Origin of the sequence: Clostridium sp. Cult3, assembly GCF_021655115.1 — a bacterium.
In the GTDB taxonomy this organism is placed as follows: domain Bacteria; phylum Bacillota; class Clostridia; order Tissierellales; family Tepidimicrobiaceae; genus PPXY01.
The window spans coordinates 37,084-61,137 of sequence record NZ_PPXY01000001.1 but is presented as its reverse complement, the minus strand read 5'-3'; the positions used below and the strand labels follow the sequence as shown (position 1 = coordinate 61,137).

Here is a 24,054-nt window from a genome sequence, read left to right as displayed (position 1 = left end):
TATAGTTCTATAGTCCTTTCTTTATAGGACTATTTTACCATATTATTAGGTTTTCGACAATATATGCCATATTAGTTAGAATAACTTCCCCTTTAAGGTAACCTGGCACCTTAAAGGGGAAGTTATGGTTTATAAAAGGTCGATAAATTTGTTATTTTTAAGGATGCTTATATATTGGATGAGCCTATCGTATAAAGGCTCTGCTTCTTCCTGGTATCTGTCTTTTACTAATAGGGCTATTTCATATATGGTTTTCTTACCATCTATTTGTTTCCATATGAAACTACCCATAGGATCTAGATCTACCAGAAACTTGTCTGGTGTAAAAAACAATTTTCTCATGGCCTTATCCAATAGGGAATCCCTATATATAATGAGCTGGATAAGTCCATCATCTTTTTCCTTCCAATGGACATGATTAGATTTTTCTGGTATTCCATCTAGATAGTTTTGTTGATTCCCTTTAGGCATATCTGCTCCTTTAGTTTTCCTCTTTAGCAAAGAAGGAGTGTTTTACTAGAGTAAAAGCTAGTAAAGCGAAAAATATTATAGACCCGCCTTGGCCTAGTATATTATTTCCAAAGGCTACTTTATCTGCAACGGTCAATTCTCCACCTACCGGTATTATAGCCAATACAGCTAATAATATTCCTATTAGACCTTCTCCTGCTATAAGGCCAGAGGAGAAAAGTATACCACCGTCAACCTTTTGTTTAAGTGTATCTTCATCTAATTTTTTCTTATCCAGTATTCCCCTTAGGATACCACCTATCATAATAGGTACACTTAGATGGATAGGTAGATATAATCCTACGGCAAAGGGCAGTATTTGAATCCCTAGTAGTTCTACTACCAAGCCTATACCTGCTCCAGCAAATACCAAGGCCCAGGGGAGATTACCGCTCATTACCCCTTCGATTACTAGTTTCATCAAGGTAGCCTGTGGTGCTGGAAGTTCTTCAGAACCAAATCCCCAAGCTTTGTTTAATAATAGTAGTACAAAGCCTATTACTAGCCCAGACGCTACGGCTCCTATTAGTTCACCATATTGTTGTTTCCTAGGTGTGGCACCTACTAGGAAGCCAGTCTTCAAGTCCTGAGACATATCTCCTGCCATAGCTGCGATTATACAGATTACTGCACCTACAGATAGGGCTCCTATCATTCCCTCTTCTCCATCAAATCCTATGGCTTTAAATATGATGGATGTTACCAATAGAGTGGCTATGGTCATTCCCGATACTGGATTGTTACTGCTACCTACTAGACCTACTAGTCTTGCTGATACAGTAGCAAAGAAGAATCCAAATATGGCGATGATCAAGGCCCCTGGAATTCCTACGGGAATAAAGTTTGTAGCCCCGATAAATATTACTATGGCTATTACTCCTAGGAAGGCGCCTTTAATAGACATATCTTCATCAGTTCTAAGGGTAGAAGTGCTTCTAGTAGTACCCTTTAGGCCTCCTAATGCTTCTTTGAAGGTCCTTACTATTAGAGGTAAGGATTTTATTAGGGACAAAATCCCTCCAAAGGCTACGGCTCCTGCACCTATATATTTAATATAGTTAGACCAAATTCCCCAGTAGTCTAGCTGACTAATAGGTACAGCTGCTGGATAGATTATTTCCGGTATATATTGACCTAGGTGGGTTATAAGTGGTATGATTACCAACCAACCTAATACGGCACCAGATAACATATAGGAGGATATCTGGGGTCCTACGATAAAACCTACTCCTAGTAGGGCTGGTAGGGTATCCATACCTATGGCTGCACCTTTGTATTTAGGTATAGCCCATTCTATTTCGCTGGGAAATAGCTTTATGCCGTCGGTTATAAATTTGAACAAGGAACCTATCCCCAATCCTGTAAATACGGTTTTAGCTTTGGCTCCTCCGGTTTCCCCGGCTATTAATACCTCTGCACAAGCCGTACCTTCTGGATAAGGTAATATCCCATGTTCTTTAGCGATTAGTGCCTTTCTAAGGGGTAACATGAGCAATGCTCCTAGTATCCCGCCAGAAAGGGCGATGATTACTATTCGAAGAAGACTTGGAGCTGCCATACCTAATTCCTGAGACCAGATGAATAGGGCTGGCAATGTGAATATAGCCCCTGATGCTAGGGATTCACCAGCAGAACCTATGGTTTGAACCATATTATTCTCTAGGATAGAATCCCTTTTCATTATTCCACGGATGATTCCCATGGATATTACTGCTGCCGGTATAGAGGCCGATATAGTCATACCTACCCTTAGCCCAATATAGGCATTGGCAGCACCAAATATAATAGACATAATAATCCCTATGATAATAGCTGTAGCTGTAAATTCTGGCATTACTTTGTCGGCTGCAATATAGGGTTTGAACTCTATATTAGCATTTTTGCCATTGTCCATGATTTTCTTCCTTTCTATATAATTTATGTTGGTTTACATAATATTATATCAGATAGGCTCTATCTTCGTCATGGGACAATATTTGGTAAATATTCAGACAATGGTTTGTTTACACCAATCCCCTCTTCACCATTTCCATTACTGTAAAGGTAGCTACGTCTTCAGCAAAGGTTCCCGTTCCAAAGCCTGCATCATAGCCTAGTTCCTTGGCCAATTCATGGGAGATTCGTGGTCCACCGCAGGTTAGTACTACCTTATCCCTTATGCCTTCTGCTTCTAATAGCTCTACCAGTTCCGTTAGATTGGGGATGTGAACATCCTTTTGGGTTACTACTTGGGACACCAATATGGCGTCTGCATCTAGTTCTATGGCTTTTGCCACTAGTTCTTCGTTGGGCACCTGACTACCTAAGTTGTAGGCATCCATACCTTCGTATCTTTCCAGTCCAAAATGTCCTGCATATCCTTTCATATTCATTATGGCATCTATGCCAACGGTGTGGGCATCGGTACCAGTGCAGGCTCCTACTATGACTACATTTCTTTTTATATTATCCTTTATAAATTGTTCTACTTCCTCTTTGGTCATTATCTCTATATCCACCTTGGGTACTTCTATCTTGGTATAGTCCACGGTGTGAATACATTTGCCATATACTATGAAATAGGTATAACCTACGCCTAAATCCTTGGAATAGACTACCGATGGCTCTTCTAGCCCCATCTTTTTAGCCAGCAGTCTAGCTGCTTCATTAGCTTCATCTCCATAGGGTACTGGTAAAGTAAAGCTAGTCTGTACCATACCGTCGTTTAGGGTATCCCCATAGGGTTTTATCCTAGTTAAATCTACCTTTGCAACTTGAGTCATTATCTACCACCTCCAACCATTAGCGAAATGAATGGATTGAAGTAGGCGCTACCTTTTTTAGCTACTCCTTCCAATCCTTTGCCTCCAGTTCTGGATCTTTTTACTCCACCAAATTTGCCCTGTTCTATGGTGTGGAATAGGCCTATGTCTGCTATTTCGTTGAGTAATTCCTCTGCTTTTTCTAATACCTCTTGGGCTCTGTTTTGGATTATGCCATCTTCTTTGAAACTAATCTCATCTCCTAGATTTCTAGCATTGTTGAAGATATATTGGGCATTTTCTATGGATAGATATCTGTCGTGGAGATGAGGAGTATGAATGGCCTCTGTCAACATACCTAGTAGTTGAATGCTTTGGCCTGTCATTATGGCTACCATATTGAATAGGGCGTCTTGTATATGGCCCATAAATATATTGCCGGTCATATACTTGGTCGGTGGCATATATTTTAGTGGTGCATTGGGGAATATCTCCCGGGCCATTTGGGCTTGAGCCAATTCGTATAGGAACCCATTTTCCAAGGATGGATCCATCTCAAAGGCATGGCCTAGCCCCATCTGTTCTTCAGGAATTCCAGCCTTCAGTGCAAATTGTTCGTTGATAAATTGGGAGGCTAATACGGTATGGGCGGCTTCTACTGCATCGTCAGTAGTTAGGTAATTGTCTTCACCAGTATTTATGATTATGCCTGCATAGCCATTGATTACTCTGGAGAAGTATTGGTCTATTAGGGTTCTTTGCATATTGATATCCCTAAATAGTATTCCGTATAGGGCATCGTTTAACATCATATCCAACCTTTCCAAGGCTCCCATAGCAGCTATTTCTGGCATACAAAGGCCAGAGCAATAGTTACATAGCCTAATATAGCGGCCTACTTCTTCCCCTACCTCGTCTAAGGCCTTTCTCATAAGCCTGAAGTTCTCTTGGGTAGCGTAGGTACCTCCAAAGCCTTCTGTAGTAGCCCCATAGGGTACATAATCCAATAGGGATTGGCCAGTAGTTCTGATGACCGCTATAACATCCGCCCCTTGGCGCGCTGCTGCTTGGGCTTGGACTATATCCTCATATATATTCCCTGTAGCCACTATTACATATATATATGGTTGTTTCCCTTCTCCTAAGGTTTCTATTAGTTCCGATCTTGTATCTCTATTTTGTTTTATCTTGTCTACGGTTTCCTGGGCCCTTTCATATATAATATCTTGGATCTTCTCTTCACTGGCAGCAGGAATCCGGGTAATGTCCAGTTCTCCTCGGCCAATTTTTTCCGCTACCTTCTGAGGTGTATCTCCTGTTTGGGCTATTGCATTGCCTATCCAGTAGGCAGCTCCCTGCTCCAAGCCTCCACCTTCTTTTATATTGTCTATCAATACATTGGGTAAAGGTCTATCTATTTCATCTACCCCATCCACCCCCAATAGTCTTGTAACAGTTCTCTCAGTAGAAGTAGTAGTATGCTGATCTATGAAGTTTTGTACATCCTCAGCAATTTGTCTAGCTGCATTTCTAGAACTGTCTATTTGTATTTGATCAAGATTTAATTTGCTCAAATAGTTCAACCTCCTTTTTGTGGGACATCAGGGACGGTTCTCCCTGTCCCAAATATCACCCTAATAGTATGTTATTCTTCTAAATTTTTTTCTGCCCTATGGATTATTTGTTCATCTAACCCCATTATCCTAGCTATATTTATGGCTTCTTTGGGGACTTTTGTAGTTTTGTCTACTATTTTTAGGCGATAGTCCATGTGTTTGTTTATTATATCTATTTCATTTTCCTCATTTTGCAATTGAGCTTTCAAATGGTCTAGGTCCACATTGGATAGGCCTATTACCTGAAAGTGGATTACTTGATCCATATTTCCTATATGATCATAGTGGGTTGTCAATAGGGTTATGGAATTTTTATCTCTTAAGTATTCAACTATAGCCTTAGATATGGCATAGCCTTCTTCAGGATTGGTACCTCGTGCTAATTCATCTATGAGGATTAAGCCTCTTTCCTGGGATCTTTCTACGGCTTCTTGGATCAACTTTATTTCTCCACCAAAGGTGGACAAGCCTTTGTCTGTAGATTGCAGATCTCCAATGGAAGTTTTGATAAATTGGTTTAACCCTAAAGTCATCTCCTTAGCAGGTACCATTAGTCCATATTGGGCCATAGCCGTCAATAGGCCTATTAGTTTAAGGCTTACAGTTTTACCTCCCATATTTGCCCCTGTAATACAGCCAACCCCTTCCTTTAGTCCTATGGATATAGGGGTAAACTTCAATCCTTTGGCCTTTAGAAGCTCCTCTACCTTTGGATGACGACCTTCTACTATGTTTATACTATGGTCTTTGGTGATTTTAGGCTTTACTCCATCTATTTCTACAGCAAAGGAAGCCCTACCAAATACAAAATCCATTTTCCCAATGCTGGCCATATTTTTAAATAGACTTTTGGAGTTTTTGCCTATTTGTTTAGATAGATTTTCTTTTATTTTTTCTTCTTCCTTCTCTTCCTTATCCTTCAATATTAGATAACGCCTTTCCAGTAGGTTCATATCATCCGTTGGCTTTATTGAATACGTGATATTGATATAGGTTTCGGAAATATAGGTTAGGTAGGGGTAGTCTTCTATCGTTTCTATTAACTCCTTCTCATCCTTAGGAAGGATCACCCTTCCGTCAGGCCTTAGCCTTATATTTAGCTTTCTTTCTATCTCTTCCTTAAGCTGTCTTTTCTCCCTTTTTATTTCTTTTTCTACTTCCCTTTTCTCTTGTCGAATTGCCCTTAATTCCTCTGAGTAGGAATCGTATATGTAAAAAGTAGAAAGCCCAGTATCCTCTGGGTCCAAATGTCTTTCTAAATCCTCTATAGGCTGAATCTCCATATCATCCCATAGAGGAAGTTGATGCCTTTTCAACAGGTGATCTAAATCCTTGATCAAATATAAAAAATTCTTGATCTCAAATAGTTCTACTTCTGAAAGAATACCTCCTTTTCGGGCTTTTTGTACTGAACTTTTTAAATCCTTTATATGGGCAAATATATGACCTATCTGTCTCATAAATTGCCTATCCTTACAATAAGGAATATAGCTTTCTACCTTTTTTAACTCCTCTATTAATTTATCTTCTTCTCCTGGAAGAAAAGGTCTTATCTTCTCCTTATATGCCTTGCCATAGGGAGTTTTGGTGTCTATTCTATTTAATATATATTGAAAATCCAATGCTCTTTTCGTCATAGGATCCATAAATTCCACATTAATCACCCCCTAGTACTACATCTACTACGGGAATATCCTTTATATAATGTCGCATTTTTTCTAGTAATATATTGGGTTCAAAATAGTATCCCTGAGGTGCATAGGGATTTACAGTTATGGCAACTAAATTAATAGGATTTAGCACCTTTACATTTATCCCATATCTCATAAATCTAAGCCAATCCTTTGGCTCAATAAATATTTTAGTTCCATCGGTTACTACTATATCTATATTCTTGTACATTTTGGTAGAGCTGATAATATCCTCTACCGTATTCTTTACAAGGGATCCGGGGATCACCAAATATCTAGAATCTTCCTTTAGATGATCCCCAATTATATGGCCACAATTTAATGCTGTTTTTATATTAATAGGGGTAGTATTAAAATTCTTGTCAATTACAGCTATTTGTCCTCTATCAATGGCCTCTTCTATGGGCTCCCTTGTTATATAATCTCCTATGGGAGGAAGATTAAACAGATTTACTATATGAAGGGTCTCTTCTATGACCCTATTTATATCTCGACTTAATACAGCACCAGTAGACAGAATGGTGGCATCGCTAATAGAAGGAGCAGCTGATGTCCTTCTGTCCAAAGCCCCATCTATGATGACTAGGTCTACGCCAATATTCAACATAAGTTGGGACACTTCTTTTACTTCCTTTACAGTCTGAGGACCGGCTATTTGAATATAGCCACTATCCTTCACCCGACCGATGAGTATTTCTCCTAAAGGGGTTCGATGATCTGTTACATGGATTATTTCTATATTTGCATCTCCGAAGGGTAGCATTTCCGTAGTAGTGGCTATGACGGTACCTACTCCGGCAAATATCTTTGGTTTTTCCGTGTCCGTAACCACATCTACTGCTTCTCCATCCCTTCCAGTAGAGATGATGCCTAGTTGAACATCCTCCTCTATAGATTCATGGATCAGATGATTTAAAGCTACGGTCTTGCCACTATTCTTGGCCATGCCTACTATGGATATTGTTTTGTATTTGTTGTGTATATGGTCTAATAACATATATTCCCTCCAATTTTGGGACAGTAGGGACGGTTCTCCGTGTCCCACTTTATCGATAAATCCTTGGCAACCAAAGGTTGCCCCTACAATTATACATTGTGAGCTATATAAGCTTTTCTCTCTTTTCTCTCCAGACTATTTGGTTCCATAGCTTTTACCTCAGGGCCTTGGAGTAATTCTGCTATGCCTGTTGTATGCCTTTCCCTTTCTCCCTTACATACAGGACAATTACAAGGTTCTTCTAGTATTTGTGGTTCTGTATAGGTGGTGATTACTCCTTCATAGTTTCTTAGAACTATCTTAGTAGGGGATTGACTTATTACATATTGAGGCATGACTGGTGTCTTACCGCCACCTCCTGGTGCATCTACTACAAAGGTCGGTACGGCAAAACCTGAAGTATGGCCTCTTAGGGCTTCTATTATCTCTACTCCTTTGGACACTTTGGTTCTAAAATGTTCTATTCCCATGGATAGATCGCATTGATATATATAATAGGGTCTGATCCTCATCATCACCAATTTCTGAACTAGATCCTTCATTATGTGAGGACAGTCGTTTACTCCCCTTAGCAATACCGATTGGTTTCCTAGTGGGATCCCCCCATCGGCCATCTTTCTCGCTGCTTCTTTGGAGGTTTCTGTAATCTCCTTTGGATGATTGAAATGGGTATTTAACCATATTGGATGGTATTTCTTTAGCATATTTACTAGATCGTCAGTAATCCGCATAGGCATAACTACAGGTGTACGGCTGCCTATTCTTATGATTTCTACATGGGGTATAGCCCTTAGTTCTCTAATTATATATTCTAATCGCTCATCAGATACTAGCAGAGCATCTCCACCAGACAATAGTACATCCCTTACTTCGGGTGTGTTCCTAATATATTCTATCCCTTGGTCTATCCGACTCTTAGGAGCCCCTGAATCCTTCTGTCCTGCAAATCTCCTTCTGGTACAATGTCTACAATACATGGAACATTGGTCTGTGATTAAAAATAGCACTCTATCTGGATATCTATGGGTGATGCCAGGTACTGGTGAATCCACATCTTCTGCTAGTGGATCCTCCATATCCGCTACGCTTTCATGGGTTTCCATTATAGTAGGCACTGCCTGTTTTCTAATGGGACAGTTTGGATCATCTGGGTCCATCAGCGATGCATAATAAGGTGTGATGCCCATTCTAAATTTCTCAAGTACCGCTCCTATTTCCTTCTCTTCCTGTTCCGTTATATTTATAACCTTCTTCAAGGTTTCTACATCGGTAATCCTATTTCTAACCTGCCACTTCCAGTCATTCCATTGGGTGTCCGTAACATCCTTCCACAGTTCTGTATCCTTATAGGATCTCATTTTACATATCCCCCTTTTTAATATAGGCAGTAGGGACGGTTCTCGCTGTCCCACAAATTACCTAAGCATACAATTTCTCAAATATATTCCTCAATGCTTCACTTTCCCTCATCAATTCCAAGGATATAGCTGCATGATCCTTGGTATATCCGTTCCCTACTATCATAGTTATGTCTTTACCTACCCCTTCTGCTCCTAGGGCAGCCTTGGTAAAGTTGGTGGCCATGCTGAAGAAGTATACTATCCCCTGATCCTTGGTAAGTAATATGCTGGTCATCTCCGTATTTGGTATATTTACCGTATTTATGACTATATCTGCCATTTCTCCATCGGTAATTTCACTAACCTTGTTCATCAGATCTACTGCATTGGTAGCATCTGCCTTTATATAGTAATCTGCTAGATTGGCATTTTTAGTCCTAGCTATGGTTTCATCTCTAGAGCCTACACATATGACCTTACCTGTAACTCCTGCTCTTTTTTTGGCTTCGTATAGACATAGCATGCCGGATTTTCCCGTTCCTCCGATGACTACTACCGTATCTCCTGGTTTGACCAATTTAGCTGTCTGAGCTGGCGCCCCTGCTACATCTAATACGGATAGGGCTAAGTTCTCTGGTAAATCTTCAGGTAATACCGCATATATGCCGGATTCAAATAATATTGCCTTGCCTTTTATATCCACTTGATCCACTTCAGGTCTTATCTCTAAGAATTCATCTATTCTAAGAGGTGTTAAGGATAAGGACACTAGGGTAGCTATTTTGTCTCCTACTTTTAAATCGGTTTTCCCTTCTAAGGTTGGTCCAATCTCTTCCACAGTTCCTATTAACATACCTCCCGAGCCAGTTACTGGGTTTTGGTGCTTCCCTCTTTCCTCTACTATGCTCTTCATTATCTTCTTTATCTCTTCCGGGTCTCCTTTAGCTTGTTCCTTGATTTGGGTAAAACTTGCTGAGTCTACATTTAGGGTTTGTACATCGATTAGTATTTCATTATCATAAATCTCCATATCGTTGTCGATCTTCAATGCTGGTTGAGGTAAAACTCCCTCTGGTTCCAATACTCTATGAGTTCCATATGGACATCCTTTTTTCATCTGCAATTCCCCCTTAAATAATTTATTACCATATATTAGTTAATGCAACTATTATGCCAACGTTTTCATAAATAAAAAGAGCTAAATAACACTATTATAGTTAAAATAATAACAAGGTTCAGAATATACCGCCAACTTTTCGGCGAATAACTATATAAAATGGTGCCTGGCACCATTTTATATAGTTATTGTATTTATTTTAGATTGTATTTGGATATTTTGTATTGGAGGGTTTGTCGAGGAATGTTTAATATTTCCGCTGCTCGGCTAATATTGTGTTCGGATTCTTCTAGGGCTTGGACTATTAGATTTTTTTCCGTTTCTTCTAGGGTATCCTTTAGGGAGAAGGGTTTTAAGCCTTTGTTGCTACTCTTATAGGGTCTAAACTTGGCTGGCAGGTGTTTTGCTTCTATGATTTCTATATCCTGTATGCTCATTATTCCTTCTATTAGATTTTCCAATTCCCTTACATTGCCTTCCCAAGGATATTTGTTGAATATATTCATTACTTCCTTGGAGACTCCTTTTACGGATTTGTTGAGTTTTTTGTTTAGTTCTTTTATGAAATATTGGGTAAGTATGGGTATGTCATCTTTTCTTTCCCTTAAGGGAGGGATGCTAAATCCTATTACATTTAATCTATAGTATAGATCCTCTCTCAGTAGCTTATGTTTTACTGCTTCTTCTGGTGGTATATTGGTGGCGGTGATTATCCTCACATCTACATTGATGGTTCTAGTATCCCCTACTGGCCTTATGGAGCCATCCTGAATAGCTCTTAATAGTTTGGATTGCAGCTCTAAAGGCATGGAGTTTATTTCGTCTAAGAATAGAGTGCCTCCATGGGCTAGCTGAAATAGTCCTTGCCTGTCTTCTGCTCCTGTAAAGCCTCCCTTTACGGTGCCAAATAGTATGCCTTCTAATAGATTGGCTGGTAGAGCTGCACAGTTTTGGGTAATGAAGGGTTTATGTTTTCTATGACTTGAATTATGTATGGAGTGAACGAATAGCTCTTTTCCTGTGCCTGTTTCTCCGTATATGAGAACTGGTGCATCGGTTTCTGCTGCCTTTAAGGCTACTTTTTTCAGTCGCAGCATCTCTTCATTTTCCCCTATTATATCTAGGAAGGTGTATTTTGCTGTTTCTCCTCCTCTGGATTTGCTTGGGGTATTGTTGTATAACTGACTTTGCAGATCAACTATTTTCTCCGACATCTTTCTTACTTGGGTAATATCCTTAGATATCTCTAAGGCTCCCAATATCTTGTCCTTACTCTTTATTGGTATAGATGAGTTTATAGTGGTTATCTTCTCTCCTTTGTAGTTTATGAAGGTTTGTTCCTTATTAAATATTGGTTCCCCCGTATTCATTACCGTTAACAAGGTAGAGGTTTCATAGGTTAGAGAAGGGTATACTTCCAAAAGATGTCTTCCAATGGCCTTGTCTCTATCTATTCCGTCGATTTTTTGAGCAAATATATTGTAGTATACTATTCTCCCCCTATGGTCGATAATATGTATGCCCTCTTCTATATAATCCAATATTTCCAATATATTTTCTCTAAAAAATAGATCTTCCATAGTTTTAAGCCCCCTTTTGTGCTTAATTTTGGGCACCTGGTGCCTAATTATAGGCACTAATTAGTGCCTATAAGTTCTCTATATTGACTTTTTGAACAGAGGCTATCTCCTTTCTTAGGATATTGCCCCCTATTCGTTTAAACTTCTCTGGATCGTCGCTTACGAAATAATTGCATTTGCCTCCGTCTAGCTTATTGGATAATAGATTTTGTTCTTTTAACATTATCTTAGTCACTTTGGCAGTTTCATAGGCAGGGTTTATGAGGGTTACCTTATCTCCTAATACCTTGTTTATAGTGTATCTAAGGGCTGGATAATGAGTACAGCCAAGTACTAGGGAGTCTATATTGTGTTCTTTTAATTCTAATAGATATTTTTGTGCCGTTATATAGGCTACATCAGAGTTTTCCCATCCTTCTTCTACTATAGGTACAAATAAGGGACAGGATATGCCTATTATCTCTGCTGAAGGTAATATCCGCCTTATTTTTCTTTGATAGGATCCGCTGTTTATGGTTCCTTCCGTACCTATGACTCCTATAGTGGAGTTTTTAGTAGAGGCTACGGCTGCTTTTGAACCTGGATCTATTACCCCTATCAGGGGTATATCAAATACCTTTTGAGCCTCCTCCATAGCTAAGGCAGAAGCTGTATTACAAGCAACTACTATTGCTTTTATTTCCTTTGTCAATAGAAATCTTACCGATTGGAAAAAATATTTTATTACGGTTTCCTTAGATCTTGTTCCATAGGGAATCCGGGCTGTATCTCCAAAATATATTATATCCTCTCCTGGTAGTTGTTCTACTACTTCTTTTAATACTGTTAATCCTCCGATTCCTGAATCGAATACTCCTATAGGTCTACTGTCCATAAAAATTCCCCCTTCTATTATATTCTAATAATAATAGGGGGAATTTACAACTGTTTTTTAAAATGTCAATGTTCCATTTTCATCTTTTATTATCTGTAGTATCTGTTCTTCACTACCATCTAGGGCATTGATATATACTATATAGTCTGCCCCTCTGTATTTACCTTTGAACTCGTAACATAATACTTCATTTTTTCCTTTTGGTATTAAGGTTAATCGTGTAGAATCTATGTCAAAATCTATCTTTACCTTCTCCCTAGCTTCTGTGTCGGAAACATTTGGTTGTTGAATATTTCTAGTATGATGGTTTAGATAATAACTAGAAGCATCAAAACCTACTATTTCTCCATTGTCTAAGGCTACTTTTACTTTGACCAAGTCTGGATATATGGTTACATCCTTTTCCTTATATACGAAATTGAATAGTACGGTTCCATCGTATTTTAAGTAATAATTTGGTTCCATACTGTCAAAGCCCTTTTCCTTAAGGTATTTTAAGGCTTTATCTTGAGCCTCTTTTATAGTTAATTTCCCTTTAGGTACAGGCCTAGAATTGGCCATCCATATTACCTTGCCGCCTTTTTTAGATACACCTATATATGTGGCCAATTCCTTAGAAGTGTTTTTAGGCCTTATATTGAAGGTGTAGGAAGGTATCCTAACTTCTTGAGCATCCTTTCCCTCTTCGAAGGAAGTTATATCCTGAACTCTAGCAGCGCCGAAGAAGTCCCTGGCTATTTTTTCTGCTTCTTTTCTCGATACATTACTTCCATCTAACCCCAAAGGCTTTCTATTTATCATCTGATCAGAAAAGGGGCCATCGTATATCAATTCCGGTGTTTTTGCCATGTTTTTTTCTACAGATACTAGACTAGTTTGAAAAATCTTTTCATTACCTTCCCTGACTTTTTTACTTTGTCGTCTATTTAGACTACCCATCAAAAAGTTTTTGTCAGCTAGTTCTGACTGGAGTTTTGCCAATTCGTTGTTAAATGTAGCTGAGTTCCCTTGAAGATTGGCCAAAGCCTCCCTTTGTTTATTGGTCAAAGGTTCTCCTTTTAGATGGGTTTGAATCAGATGATAGCTATAGTCTGCTACCTGATTTAAGAATTTTTCCGTCTTGGCCGTTTCCGCATGGGTTATGGGCATTTGGCCTAATTTATCTTGAGCAAAATAGGCTTCGTTCATTATTTGGGATAGTAGTAGTACATTCTGGTCCCTGGATTCCGATAGCATGGCTTTAGACAGATTTACTTGAACATTTTCTACATGTTTTTTTACATCAAAAAACAATCTTTGATAATGATTTTCTAAAGCTACTCCTAGTTCATTTTTGGTGGTATATTCATTGTAACCCCAAACTAGAGCTACTACCAAAGCTAATCCTAATATAGTTGGGGCTATCCACCATCTTCTTTTATCCATTTTATCACCTCCTATAGTCCAAACCAGTGCTTGCCTATTTTTAGAGTTACTTTTCTAGACCAAATCCATCTACTAGTGGCAGTGGCTGGATTCCAATAATATAGACAACCATAGGTTGGGTCCCAACCGTTTAGTGCATCTCTGGCAGCTTTTATAGAGTCCTTGCCAGGGGTTAAGTTTATCTGACCATCGGCTACTGCAGTGAAAGCCAGAGGCTGGTATATTACCCCAGCTACTGTATTTGGAAACTTTGGACTTCTAGTTCTATTTAATACTACTGCTCCTACAGCTACTTTTCCTATATAAGGCTCCCCTCTGGCTTCTCCGTGGATGGCCCTGGCTAGTAGATATTCATCACCTCTTCTGTTTATACCTTGGGCAGAGGCAGGTGCTGTAGTACCCCTTAGGGTTATGCCTAAAGCTGCTGCTGTCCTAGGCCCTACCACCCCATCAACGGATAATCCATTTTTTGCTTGAAATCTTCGAACAGCTCTATAGGTCTCGGCTCCATATACGCCATCTACCTTTCCTATTAGATATTTCCATTTGACTAATTGCCATTGAACATTTTTCACATCTTGACCTTGAGTGCCCCAATATAGAATCTGAGGTGCATACATATTATATCTACTGGTGCTCTCTATGGAATTTATATTTGGTTCGTAAAACATGAGTATGGATAGGAATACTAACACAAATATCATGGTCATTATGGTAAACTTTTTCAAACAGTTTCCTCCTCTCATATTTGTTGGTTTCTATATTTTTTGTAAAAAAAGAATTTTTATACGGATAATTGAAAAAAGCTCAAAAATATAAAACTACTACTAGTTTTTGCTAGTAGTAGTTTTTTTACCAAATCGGTTTGCAAAGTGGATTTTGGTCTTTTCTAGTATTTCAGCTATTTTAGATTTAAGTATTATTGGAGGTTCCTTGTTGGATAGGAGAAGGTCTACTTCTTCTTCTGTTAAAACTTCTTTTAGATCCTTTTCTACATTGCTGGCATTGCTATGGGTAATATCTACAAAACACAAAGGAGGAAACATAACACACCACCAGTTTTTCCCCTTACCTTCTCCTATGGTTACCATTAGGGTTTCATATTCCCCTGAAGGAAAGGTAATGTTTCCATATTTTCTTGTAGGAAAATTTCTACTACCTAGGGATACTTCTACAGGAAAATCCTTTCCTTCCTTTGCAATTAGGTTTTCTGTTATGGATTTAATATTATCTATATTATCTAGTATTATACTTCGGGTTTCTTCTATGGACTTACTATTTTCAAATTTGTCTTTCATCTCTTCAAGGATTTCATCCCTTATCTTCAACTTTAAAGCTTGATCTTCCTCCTTATCGCTATTAGCCTTTATATGAAAGCGGATTATTTCATCTTTAAAGGTTTCTACTTGAGCCTTAGTACTGTAGGGATAAACTATGTATACAATAGAAATAATTAATAATAGCAGACAAAGTATTAGCTTTTTATACTTCATTAAAATTCCTCCTATATACTTTTTTTCTGGTATTATAAATTATTTCCTATTATTGTTTTTTTATACTATTGATTTTTAAAATATGGAAGCATATCAGTCCCCACTGTCCCATTATTTAGTCAAGCCTGTTCTTCTTATTTTCACATCTACATCTATGTCAAATTTAATCTCGGGAAATATTTCTCCCCACTTGTCTTCTACTTCCTTCCATGCCTTAGGATTAAATTTACTTAGATGTTCTCCAATTCCGATTACATCAGCATTGTATTGGTTTTGGATTAAATTTATAGTTTCCTCTATTTCCTTTTTGATTTGTTTTTCCAAAGCACCTTCCATATCTAGTAAAACTTCATTATTAAATACGTTTATGTGATTATCCATCTTGTATCCTTGTAGATATCCTTCTAAGCCAACAAACAGATTGGCCCTTATTTCATCGTCTATATCTACTTTCTTATGGGATTTAACATCCGTAACGGCGTAGGACAGTATGCTGTCCTTATAGGGTATATCTATTAATTCTATTTCCACCTTATCCTTTATCAAGCTTATAGCTCTATTTTCCTTTTCTCCAATCCAACCTATGAACTGATAGTCTTTGATTATGGCAGCACCGGATATGGATAGCTCCTCTCCCTTCTTATTTGCCCTTGGCATGATGGAAACTCCATTACAGTCCATTTCTGTAATCAATGTCGTCAAAGTTTGAGGTGTAAATCTACTAGCAGACCGATTATCCCTTAGTATGTTATATATGGTGCCATCGCTTATCTGTCCTTGAGGAGGTTTTGATTCCAATATATCCTTGGCATTATCCTCTGCTACTAATAGTAATAGTTTCTTGTTTATCTTTGTGTCTCGATTTAATTCGTCAATTATCTCCCTCGTCATGTTTCCGTCCTTGATTACATCCTTTGCCAAAATCAGCACCTTTAGGTGTTTATAATAGAAAGGGTATTCTACATTGGTACTAAATTCTTTACCTGCTTGGAATATACTGCTACAAGGGGTGGATACTGTATATTTCTTCTTATCCTCTGTGGCGTTTTTTCCTATAGCATTTATATTAGGATATACGTAAGTTACTAGATATTTGTTCATGCCCTTTTCGTCGTATAAATCTACTCCTATACTGGATACGAATAGCCTTTGGTTGATCTCTACCATATCCCAACAACCAGATAGAAATATGGTCAATAGTATTAATAAGATAATACTCCTTTTCTTCATTTTCCCTCCCTCCTACTATGGATATAGGTTGCTATAAATATGGTGGCAGGTATAATAATTATTGCAATTATGGAAAAATAGTTGACAATTTTCCCCAAAGTTTCATCTGTCTGTACCAAATTTCTCGGTAACATCCCAACTATATATATAATTGGTAATAAGGGTAGTATGAATACTTCATGGGTTTTTGTATGGAAGATATCGGAAAGTATAGTTCCTGCCGAATGAAGAAAAGGCCCCATGGTACCATATATCACCATAACCCATACAGCCATTACTATTCCATCTAAATTCTCCAAAAAATACCCTGGCAAATCTACCTCTTTAATAATAGCTATAGTTGGCCAAATTTCTCTTATTAATTGATGAATACCGTATTGGGATAAGGACATGAAAAATACTATCAAATATATTGCAATTACTATGAACATACCATTTAAACTATATTTTAATGTACTTTTTTTGTCTTCTGCATAAGGTAACACTAATAGTATGAATTCATATCCTGAATAGGAAAATAAGGCTGTCAAAACTCCTCTAGGGATATGTTTATAGTTTACTTGGAATATAGGGTATATATTGGTGACATCCATATTGGGCAGATTTATTATTATCAAAAATATTACAAATATTATTATAATAGGGTATATTATGACGGCCATCCTGGCTATAGCCTCTATGGGAGATCGGGCTATATAGGATATGGCTAATAACATGGTTATGATTATAACCTCCGTTGGAGTGGTATCTAATAGATAGGCCTTTATTATATCTGCAAAAACTCTACTAGTATACCCCAGTAGAATTATTATATAAAATACACCTATTATGAGAAATACTTGAAACACTATTGGGTTTAGCACTTCCCTCCCCAATTGGAAGAAGGTCTTTCCAGGTTTCATTATAAATAGCCTATCTATCATAATTATGAAGGGAATAGTTGTTATTCCACCTATTAGGATACCTATCCATCCATCATTGTCTAACACCATGGCCATATCACTAGGTAAGGATAATATGCCTATGCCTACGACTATAGATACCATTAGAGCCTTTATCTGTTGATTGGATATTTTATTTCTCTGCACTTTATCACCTTCTTCTCATCCTTCTCTTGTTTTTGGGGAATGTAAATTGAGGTCGTCTTTCTAGTTTTTGAATAGGGGCTTTTATCAATGTATCCTTTAAGTCTCCTTCTTGTATGCCCAATCCTGAATAAGGGGAGGTAAAGGGTATTCCAAAGCTATTCAATCTAATCATATGGGTAGATAGCACTACCACGCCTAGCATGATCCCATATAGTCCTAGAAAGGCTGCTAAAATCATGAATATGAATCTACAAACTCTCAATCCAGATGCAAGTTCATAACTGGGTAATGCAAAGGCAGCTATGGTAGTTATTGCTACTATGATAATCATCAAAGGACTGACGACGCCTGCCTCTACTGCTGCCTGACCTATGATAAGCCCTCCTACTATACCTATGGTGGTGCCAATGGGCCCAGATATTCTAGTTCCTGCCTCCCGTAGCAGTTCAATAGTAATCTCCATTAAAAAAGCCTCCACTACTGCTGGAAAGGGCACATTGATCCTACTTGCTGCTACATAATAGGTTAGCTTAGTAGGGATAAGTCCAGGGTGGAAGGATGTAATGGCTATATATAATGCTGGCGACAAGATGGCTAGGAATCCAGCTAATATTCGCAATAACCTAAGAACAGAAGAAATGGTCCATCTACTGTAATAATCCTCTGCTGATTGCAACAGTGTTCCTAAGGTAGCTGGAACTATTAGGGCAAAAGGAGTATTGTCAACTAGTAGAGCAACCCTTCCTTCATATAGAGAGGCGGCTACCGTATCTGGTCTCTCCGTGTTTTCTATTTGGGGAAAAGGAGATAGATAGTCATCTTCTATTAGCTGTTCTAACATGGCACTATCTAATATAGCATCTATATCTACGGTATCTAGCCTTTTGAACACTTCCTTTAACAGTTCTTCATTTACAATATCCTCAATATACAAAACGGCTACATCTGTCTTGGATCTTCTGCCTATCTGAAGGGTTTTTATCTTCATCTTAGGATCCCTAACTCGCCTTCGCACTAAGGTGGTGTTTATCTTTAGGGTCTCTGCAAATCCATCTCTAGGTCCCCTGACGACGGTTTCCGTTTCCGGCTCTCCTACCCCTCTAGTAGGCCAGCCTCTAGATGATAGTACTAAAGCCTTTGATATTCCATCTACCAGCAATATAGTTTCACCTGATAATATGCTATCTACTAATCTATCTACTTCCGTTTCTTCATCTACTTCCACTATGGCAATGGCTTCCTTGGCTATGGTGTCCATTATATTTGACTTAAACTTAGCCATATCCAAATCTCCACCTTCACTGGTAGTCAATAGGAGTTGGATAGCGTATTCACTTATTATCTGTTTGTCTATGAGTCCATCGGAGAAAATAAAACAGGCTTGGGTTTTTTGAGTGCTACCAATCTGTATAAATCTATAGCCTATATCGCCACAATCCTTAAATATATTCTTAAAGTTTTGTATATTTTGGTCTAAACTCTTGTTTATGATTTCTGACATATTCCCTCTCCTAAATTAGCTTAAATATTATAAACATTATTATTCCAAAAACTACATAGGAGTATGAGATGAATTTGACTATGGTTAATTCCCTTTTAAATCCTTGGTTATTGGATCTAGGTCCATCTATGAACAATGTAGCTAATCCAATGAATATGATGAACAATAAGGTGAAATTGTCAAATATACTCCTAAAAGCTCTAATAAATCCATACAAAGAAACCACTCCCCGCCAATTTATTAATATAATTAGCAGAAAGTGGTTTTTTTATTCATAATTTAATATTATCCAGATATTATTAGCCTTATATGGTCTTGGCAACGAATACCTTTTCTATATTCTTCTCCAGTTTCTCTTTACACTTATATAGTCTAGCTTCATCGTCAAACAATCCAAATACCGTAGGACCGCTACCACTCATTATACTACCTAAGGCTCCATGGTCTATCATGGTGTTTTTGATTTCCTCTAGGATTGGGTGTTCAGGTATTACCACCTGTTCCATTACATTAGCCATATTTTTAGCTAATCCTGGCAGATCATCCTCTTGTATATATTGAATCAGCTGTCCTATATCTATCCTATCTTGTATACCTTTTAGATTGATGTTTTCATATACATAGGCGGTAGATACGGGAACATCTATGGTTGCTAAAAGAACCATCTTGTTGGAAAAGCTGTTTAATTTGGTCAATTTCTCCCCTATGCCTTGAGCATGGGCTGTTCCACCTAATATACAAAAGGGAACATCTGCCCCAATGTTAACGCCAATTTCCATCAATTCACTTTGGGAAAGCTTTAAATCCCATAGGGTATTTAGTCCTTTAAGTACTGCTGCTGCATTAGAACTACCTCCAGCTAATCCTGATGCTACTGGGATATTTTTATTTATGATAATATGAATTCCTCTATCCATTCCCGTCTTCTCCAGTATCTGCTCCCAAGCCTTATATACTAAATTGGTACTATCTAATGGAACTTCCTTCTGATTGGATTCGATTTTTATTCCCTTTTGCCTATCCCTTAAGATTATAGTATCCTTTAAATCGATCTGTTGCATTAGGGTATTTAGTTCATGATATCCATCGTCCCTTTTGTGTAAAACATCTAAGGATAAGTTTATCTTTCCATAAGAGTCAAGTGTGATTTCAGCCATTATAATTCTCCTTTTTTTAGTCTTGCGGATATATTATATCATAAAATGATAAAAGGCATTAAAAATTTATATCCACTTTCTTCTCTATGATAATCTTTTCCCCAGGCATCAAGGTGTTTGGTGAAATAACATTGTTGGCCAATACTATCTCTTCTACAGTGGTATTATAGCGCTTGGCTATATCCCAAAGGCTATCATCTTTCTGAACCATATATATTATTATGCTAGGTCTGTTTTTCTTGTCAATTAACTCATCGGTTTCTTCGATTTGACTAACTATGGTGATTTTTCTCTCCCTGTTTATAAATATATGATTTTTTATAGAAGCTTTTATAGAAAGGACATCTTCCCTTAAGCCATAGTCCAATTCTTCTAAATTAGTCTTTATATTTATCACTACACCTTTCTGTAGCTCCTCGGTGGTAATATAGGATTTAAAAGGTATTTCCTCTTTTAAGGTTCCTATGGAGTCTGTGTCTTCCTCTAGATAATATATATTAAGGGTTAGTATACCTTCTGCCATTATCTTATCCTCTACATATTGGTGGTCTATGATACTAGTTTCCCCTTCTATAGCATATATCTCTTGGAAGCCTTTCCCCGATAAATCCTTTGAAATCTCTTCCCTAACTACTATATCCTTGATGTTTTCTATTATTGCTATCTCTTCTGTCTGTAGATTCAATTGATTGCTAGTAGAATAGGCATCTACTATTACCTCTTTTTCCCTATTATCATATAGTTTGGCGGAAAACTTTAGCTTTGCTTCTAAATCTATGATCCTCAAATCCCCTTCCAGGCTTTCCTTTAGCTGATATTCTCCATCTGCCACATCCATGTCTATCTCACACTTGGAGTCTGGTTGTATATCTTCAATATCTATGAAGTGGGTAAAAGGGATTTCTCGTTTCACAGAGTTTAGCTTATTTCCTCCAAAATATATTATGGAAGACTCTACCACTCCCGATAGGATTATTCTGTCGGCGGATATGCTATATTCCTTTTCATAAGGATGTAGATCGATTTTAAGTATTTCCTCTATGGATGGCTGATCCTCACCTACTTCGAAAGCATCCTTTATTAGAGCATGGGATTCTTCTCTTCCTAATATATCGTTATATTGAATTTTTTCTTTTAGTACCTGAAGGTTTACCCCTTCCTTTATATCCTTTATTATTTCTGCAGTATTAATAGCATATACCCTTCCTAATATATTTACGAGGGCTCTTAGAGATACCTTTCTTTCATCTTCCTGTTCATATTCAATATATTCTAGATTTGAACTTACCTCTCCTACCATCTCCTCTGTTATTCCATCAATCTCTATTTCCTCTCTAAAATCGCTATTGGCTTCTAAAGTATATATGTTTAATTGCTCTTCGTTGGATTTATACACTAGTTTAAACTTTACTAGGCCATTTACCAATATTTTATCTCTTATTATCTTGGTACTTAATATTTCAACCTTTCCATCAGCCCATAGAATGGTATCTATATCAGGTTTAGTTTGATTAAGGTATATTTCCGTCTCTATCAGAGTCTCTATCTGTTCATATCCTTTTTGTTCTTCTACTTTCAGGATATCCTTGACTACTTCCATTCACCATACCTCCTCAATTATCTACTTTATATATCCTATGAAAAAGTATATGTATTAATGTCCCAAAAAATGAATAAAATTTAAAGGGTCTAGACCCTTTAAATTTTATATTCTTAAGCCCTATCTATTATCTGTTGGATATAGGTTGGTAGATAAAATGCTCCTTTGTGTAGGTTTTCGTTGTAGTACTTGGTGTTTATATTGAAATCCTGCCACTTAGAAATTGTTTGATCCTCTATTGGGTGGTACTTTTTAGATGCAAACCCAAATAACCAATGGCCTGAAGGATAGGTGGGGATATGAGCCTGATAGGCATAAGCTTTAGGAAATATCCTCTTAAGCTTCCCTATAGCCCTTTCAAATTCCCTTCTGTCCTCTTTAAAATATACGGATTCACATTGATTTACTAGGATCCCATCTTCCTTTAGGGATTCGTAGGCATCTTCATAGAATTCCTCGGTAAACAAACCTTCTCCAGGGCCTATAGGATCGGTAGAATCTACGATGATTAGATCGTACAGGTTTTCTTTATCCTTCACAAACTCCACTCCATCTTCATAGTAAAATTCAATTCTATGATCATCAAATCCGCAATGTACAAAGGGTAGAAAATCCTTAGAGATATCTACTACCATCTTATCTATTTCGACAAAATCTATCCTCTCTATGGTTGGATATTTGATCAGCTCCCGAAGAGTACCTCCATCGCCTCCACCTATTACCAGTACTCTTTTGGCTTCTGGATTAACGGCCATGGGGACATGGACTATCATCTCATGGTATATATATTCATCCTTTTCTGTTAACATGGTAAACCCATCTATCACTAAAACCCTTCCGTATTCATGGGTATCCAATACATCGATTTTTTGAAAAGGACTTTTTATGGAAAGGAGATGCTCCTTAACCCTCATGGAAGATTTGCTATTTTGATTGTGAACTTCTGTAAACCATAACTCCATTGTACCCCTCCTTATCCTTTGGCTTCAGGTTTATATACTATATTGTCGTATATACCATGGGAATAGGTATGAATTTTTTCCACATCTCCTCTATCTATTTCAAAGGTTTCCGTTTTTTCTGCCTTTAGCTTTTCCTTTAGATAGTCAAAAGCAATCCACGGATCTACATATTCGCCACAGGTAAATAGATCTATAGCCGCATAGCCATATTCTGGCCAGGTATGAATGGTTAAATGGGATTCTTGAATGACTACTACTCCGCTTACTCCCCAGGGATTGAAAGTGTGAAACACGGATTGAACTACCGTAGCTTTTGCTCGTTCTGCAGCTTCAATCATGTATTCTTCAATTAGATGGCTGCTATTTAATAATTCATTATCACAGTTATAAAACTCAACCAATATATGTCTTCCAAGTCTTTTATTTTCCATATAACAACCTCCTTTTGAAATTTTGTTCATATATATTTAGTATAAAGTTTAGTAATATTAAACTTTATGGTAAAAAAATAATATTTACTATTAATAAACCTTGGGTTTACAATAGATAAACTTTCTTCATATAATCATAGTACTAACAAATTGTAATAATGTCAATATTTTAAAGAAATTCTTTTTAATAATAAAATAGACTTTTTTGGCTGATTTTGTAATATCGTTCTATAGACCTATTTATTTTTGACCCTTTTTTACATAATATTATATATGAAGACTTCTAAGTGGTCTTTCTTCCCCGTAAGAGCAAACTTAATTTGCTCTTTTCCTTGTTTTTTTATAAACCGACAAAATGTCGGTTTTTTCTTTTTATCAATAAAAAAAGTGAGACTACCGTCTCACCTCTTTTATCTAACTTATCTTAATCTTTCTCTTTTCTTCATCGCAAATGGTTATTTCAACTGTCTCTGTTAATATATCTGAGTAGGTATACGAAACCCTTCTTACTGAATCATATTGATTGGAAATTTTAACGACAAATAAACTTGGATAAGCTTCTTCTAATATACCTTCTCTTACCGTGGTCTTCTTCCTACCTTTGTTAGCCTTTAGAATTACTTTCTTCCCGACACAATCTTCTACGTCTTTGCGAATCTTGGATAGATTATTCTTTTCCAACAAAGCAACCACCTTCCATT

The 24,054-nt window shown here is 37.4% G+C and carries 22 protein-coding genes; all 22 read right to left on the bottom strand.

Features of this window, described 5'->3' with window-relative positions:
• Nucleotides 1-129 precede the first annotated feature (129 nt).
• The 22 genes from C3E88_RS00320 to C3E88_RS00215 all read right to left on the bottom strand — a co-directional run bounded on the left by C3E88_RS00320 (nucleotide 130) and on the right by C3E88_RS00215 (nucleotide 24,037).
• Nucleotides 130-501 carry a PqqD family protein gene (locus C3E88_RS00320; protein ID WP_236908053.1) on the bottom strand — a complete coding sequence of 124 codons (372 nt, stop codon included), beginning with the start codon at nucleotides 499-501 and terminating at the stop codon, nucleotides 130-132.
• On the bottom strand, nucleotides 482-2,404 hold the full coding sequence (locus C3E88_RS00315) for an OPT family oligopeptide transporter (RefSeq protein ID WP_236908052.1): 1,923 nt from the start codon (nucleotides 2,402-2,404) through the stop codon (nucleotides 482-484). The genes C3E88_RS00320 and C3E88_RS00315 overlap by 20 nt, the downstream gene beginning before the upstream one ends.
• A gap of 109 nt (nucleotides 2,405-2,513) precedes the next feature.
• Nucleotides 2,514-3,272, bottom strand: a complete 759-nt coding sequence (locus tag C3E88_RS00310; RefSeq protein ID WP_236908051.1) for an OAM dimerization domain-containing protein — start codon at nucleotides 3,270-3,272, stop codon at nucleotides 2,514-2,516.
• Nucleotides 3,272-4,825, bottom strand: a complete 1,554-nt coding sequence (locus tag C3E88_RS00305; RefSeq protein WP_236908050.1) for a lysine 5,6-aminomutase subunit alpha — start codon at nucleotides 4,823-4,825, stop codon at nucleotides 3,272-3,274. The genes C3E88_RS00310 and C3E88_RS00305 overlap by 1 nt, the downstream gene beginning before the upstream one ends.
• A 71-nt stretch (nucleotides 4,826-4,896) precedes the next feature.
• The gene (locus C3E88_RS00300; protein WP_236908094.1) at nucleotides 4,897-6,513 is read right to left on the bottom strand and encodes a MutS-related protein; all 1,617 of its coding nucleotides are present in this window, start codon (nucleotides 6,511-6,513) and stop codon (nucleotides 4,897-4,899) included.
• Between the two features lie 10 nt (nucleotides 6,514-6,523).
• The gene (locus tag C3E88_RS00295; RefSeq protein ID WP_236908049.1) at nucleotides 6,524-7,555 is read right to left on the bottom strand and encodes a hypothetical protein; all 1,032 of its coding nucleotides are present in this window, start codon (nucleotides 7,553-7,555) and stop codon (nucleotides 6,524-6,526) included.
• Nucleotides 7,556-7,644: 89 nt separating this feature from the next.
• On the bottom strand, nucleotides 7,645-8,913 hold the full coding sequence (gene ablA, locus C3E88_RS00290) for a lysine 2,3-aminomutase (RefSeq protein ID WP_236908048.1): 1,269 nt from the start codon (nucleotides 8,911-8,913) through the stop codon (nucleotides 7,645-7,647).
• A gap of 61 nt (nucleotides 8,914-8,974) precedes the next feature.
• Nucleotides 8,975-10,012, bottom strand: coding sequence for an L-erythro-3,5-diaminohexanoate dehydrogenase (locus tag C3E88_RS00285; protein ID WP_236908047.1), 1,038 nt, complete (start codon nucleotides 10,010-10,012; stop codon nucleotides 8,975-8,977).
• A 194-nt stretch (nucleotides 10,013-10,206) separates the two neighbouring features.
• A complete protein-coding gene (locus C3E88_RS00280) occupies nucleotides 10,207-11,592 on the bottom strand; it encodes a sigma-54 interaction domain-containing protein (protein ID WP_236908046.1) in 1,386 nt (461 codons plus the stop codon).
• Nucleotides 11,593-11,659: 67 nt separating this feature from the next.
• Nucleotides 11,660-12,466 carry a glutamate racemase gene (murI, locus tag C3E88_RS00275; protein WP_236908045.1) on the bottom strand — a complete coding sequence of 269 codons (807 nt, stop codon included), beginning with the start codon at nucleotides 12,464-12,466 and terminating at the stop codon, nucleotides 11,660-11,662.
• A gap of 57 nt (nucleotides 12,467-12,523) precedes the next feature.
• Nucleotides 12,524-13,891, bottom strand: coding sequence for a germination protein YpeB (ypeB, locus tag C3E88_RS00270; RefSeq protein ID WP_236908044.1), 1,368 nt, complete (start codon nucleotides 13,889-13,891; stop codon nucleotides 12,524-12,526).
• 11 nt (nucleotides 13,892-13,902) lie between these two features.
• On the bottom strand, nucleotides 13,903-14,637 hold the full coding sequence (sleB, locus tag C3E88_RS00265) for a spore cortex-lytic enzyme (protein WP_236908043.1): 735 nt from the start codon (nucleotides 14,635-14,637) through the stop codon (nucleotides 13,903-13,905).
• An 81-nt stretch (nucleotides 14,638-14,718) separates the two neighbouring features.
• On the bottom strand, nucleotides 14,719-15,384 hold the full coding sequence (gene spoIIR, locus C3E88_RS00260) for a stage II sporulation protein R (RefSeq protein WP_236908042.1): 666 nt from the start codon (nucleotides 15,382-15,384) through the stop codon (nucleotides 14,719-14,721).
• A gap of 111 nt (nucleotides 15,385-15,495) precedes the next feature.
• On the bottom strand, nucleotides 15,496-16,614 hold the full coding sequence (locus tag C3E88_RS00255) for a Ger(x)C family spore germination protein (protein ID WP_236908041.1): 1,119 nt from the start codon (nucleotides 16,612-16,614) through the stop codon (nucleotides 15,496-15,498).
• Nucleotides 16,611-17,702 (bottom strand): GerAB/ArcD/ProY family transporter, encoded by a 1,092-nt coding sequence (locus tag C3E88_RS00250; RefSeq protein WP_236908040.1) that lies wholly within the window; start codon nucleotides 17,700-17,702, stop codon nucleotides 16,611-16,613. The genes C3E88_RS00255 and C3E88_RS00250 overlap by 4 nt, the downstream gene beginning before the upstream one ends.
• A gap of 4 nt (nucleotides 17,703-17,706) precedes the next feature.
• On the bottom strand, nucleotides 17,707-19,203 hold the full coding sequence (locus tag C3E88_RS00245) for a spore germination protein (protein ID WP_236908039.1): 1,497 nt from the start codon (nucleotides 19,201-19,203) through the stop codon (nucleotides 17,707-17,709).
• Nucleotides 19,204-19,213: 10 nt separating this feature from the next.
• A complete protein-coding gene (locus tag C3E88_RS00240; protein WP_236908038.1) occupies nucleotides 19,214-19,420 on the bottom strand; it encodes a CLC_0170 family protein in 207 nt (68 codons plus the stop codon).
• An 88-nt stretch (nucleotides 19,421-19,508) separates the two neighbouring features.
• Nucleotides 19,509-20,360 (bottom strand): 4-(cytidine 5'-diphospho)-2-C-methyl-D-erythritol kinase, encoded by an 852-nt coding sequence (gene ispE / locus C3E88_RS00235; RefSeq protein ID WP_236908037.1) that lies wholly within the window; start codon nucleotides 20,358-20,360, stop codon nucleotides 19,509-19,511.
• A gap of 58 nt (nucleotides 20,361-20,418) precedes the next feature.
• Nucleotides 20,419-21,960: a DUF3794 and LysM peptidoglycan-binding domain-containing protein gene (locus C3E88_RS00230; RefSeq protein WP_236908036.1), complete on the bottom strand. Its 1,542-nt coding sequence runs from the start codon at nucleotides 21,958-21,960 to the stop codon at nucleotides 20,419-20,421.
• Between the two features lie 113 nt (nucleotides 21,961-22,073).
• A complete protein-coding gene (gene speE / locus C3E88_RS00225; RefSeq protein WP_236908035.1) occupies nucleotides 22,074-22,922 on the bottom strand; it encodes a polyamine aminopropyltransferase in 849 nt (282 codons plus the stop codon).
• An 11-nt stretch (nucleotides 22,923-22,933) separates the two neighbouring features.
• A complete protein-coding gene (gene speD, locus C3E88_RS00220; protein WP_236908034.1) occupies nucleotides 22,934-23,353 on the bottom strand; it encodes an adenosylmethionine decarboxylase in 420 nt (139 codons plus the stop codon).
• A gap of 414 nt (nucleotides 23,354-23,767) precedes the next feature.
• Nucleotides 23,768-24,037: a Veg family protein gene (locus C3E88_RS00215; RefSeq protein ID WP_236908033.1), complete on the bottom strand. Its 270-nt coding sequence runs from the start codon at nucleotides 24,035-24,037 to the stop codon at nucleotides 23,768-23,770.
• Between the last annotated feature and the right edge of the window lie 17 nt (nucleotides 24,038-24,054).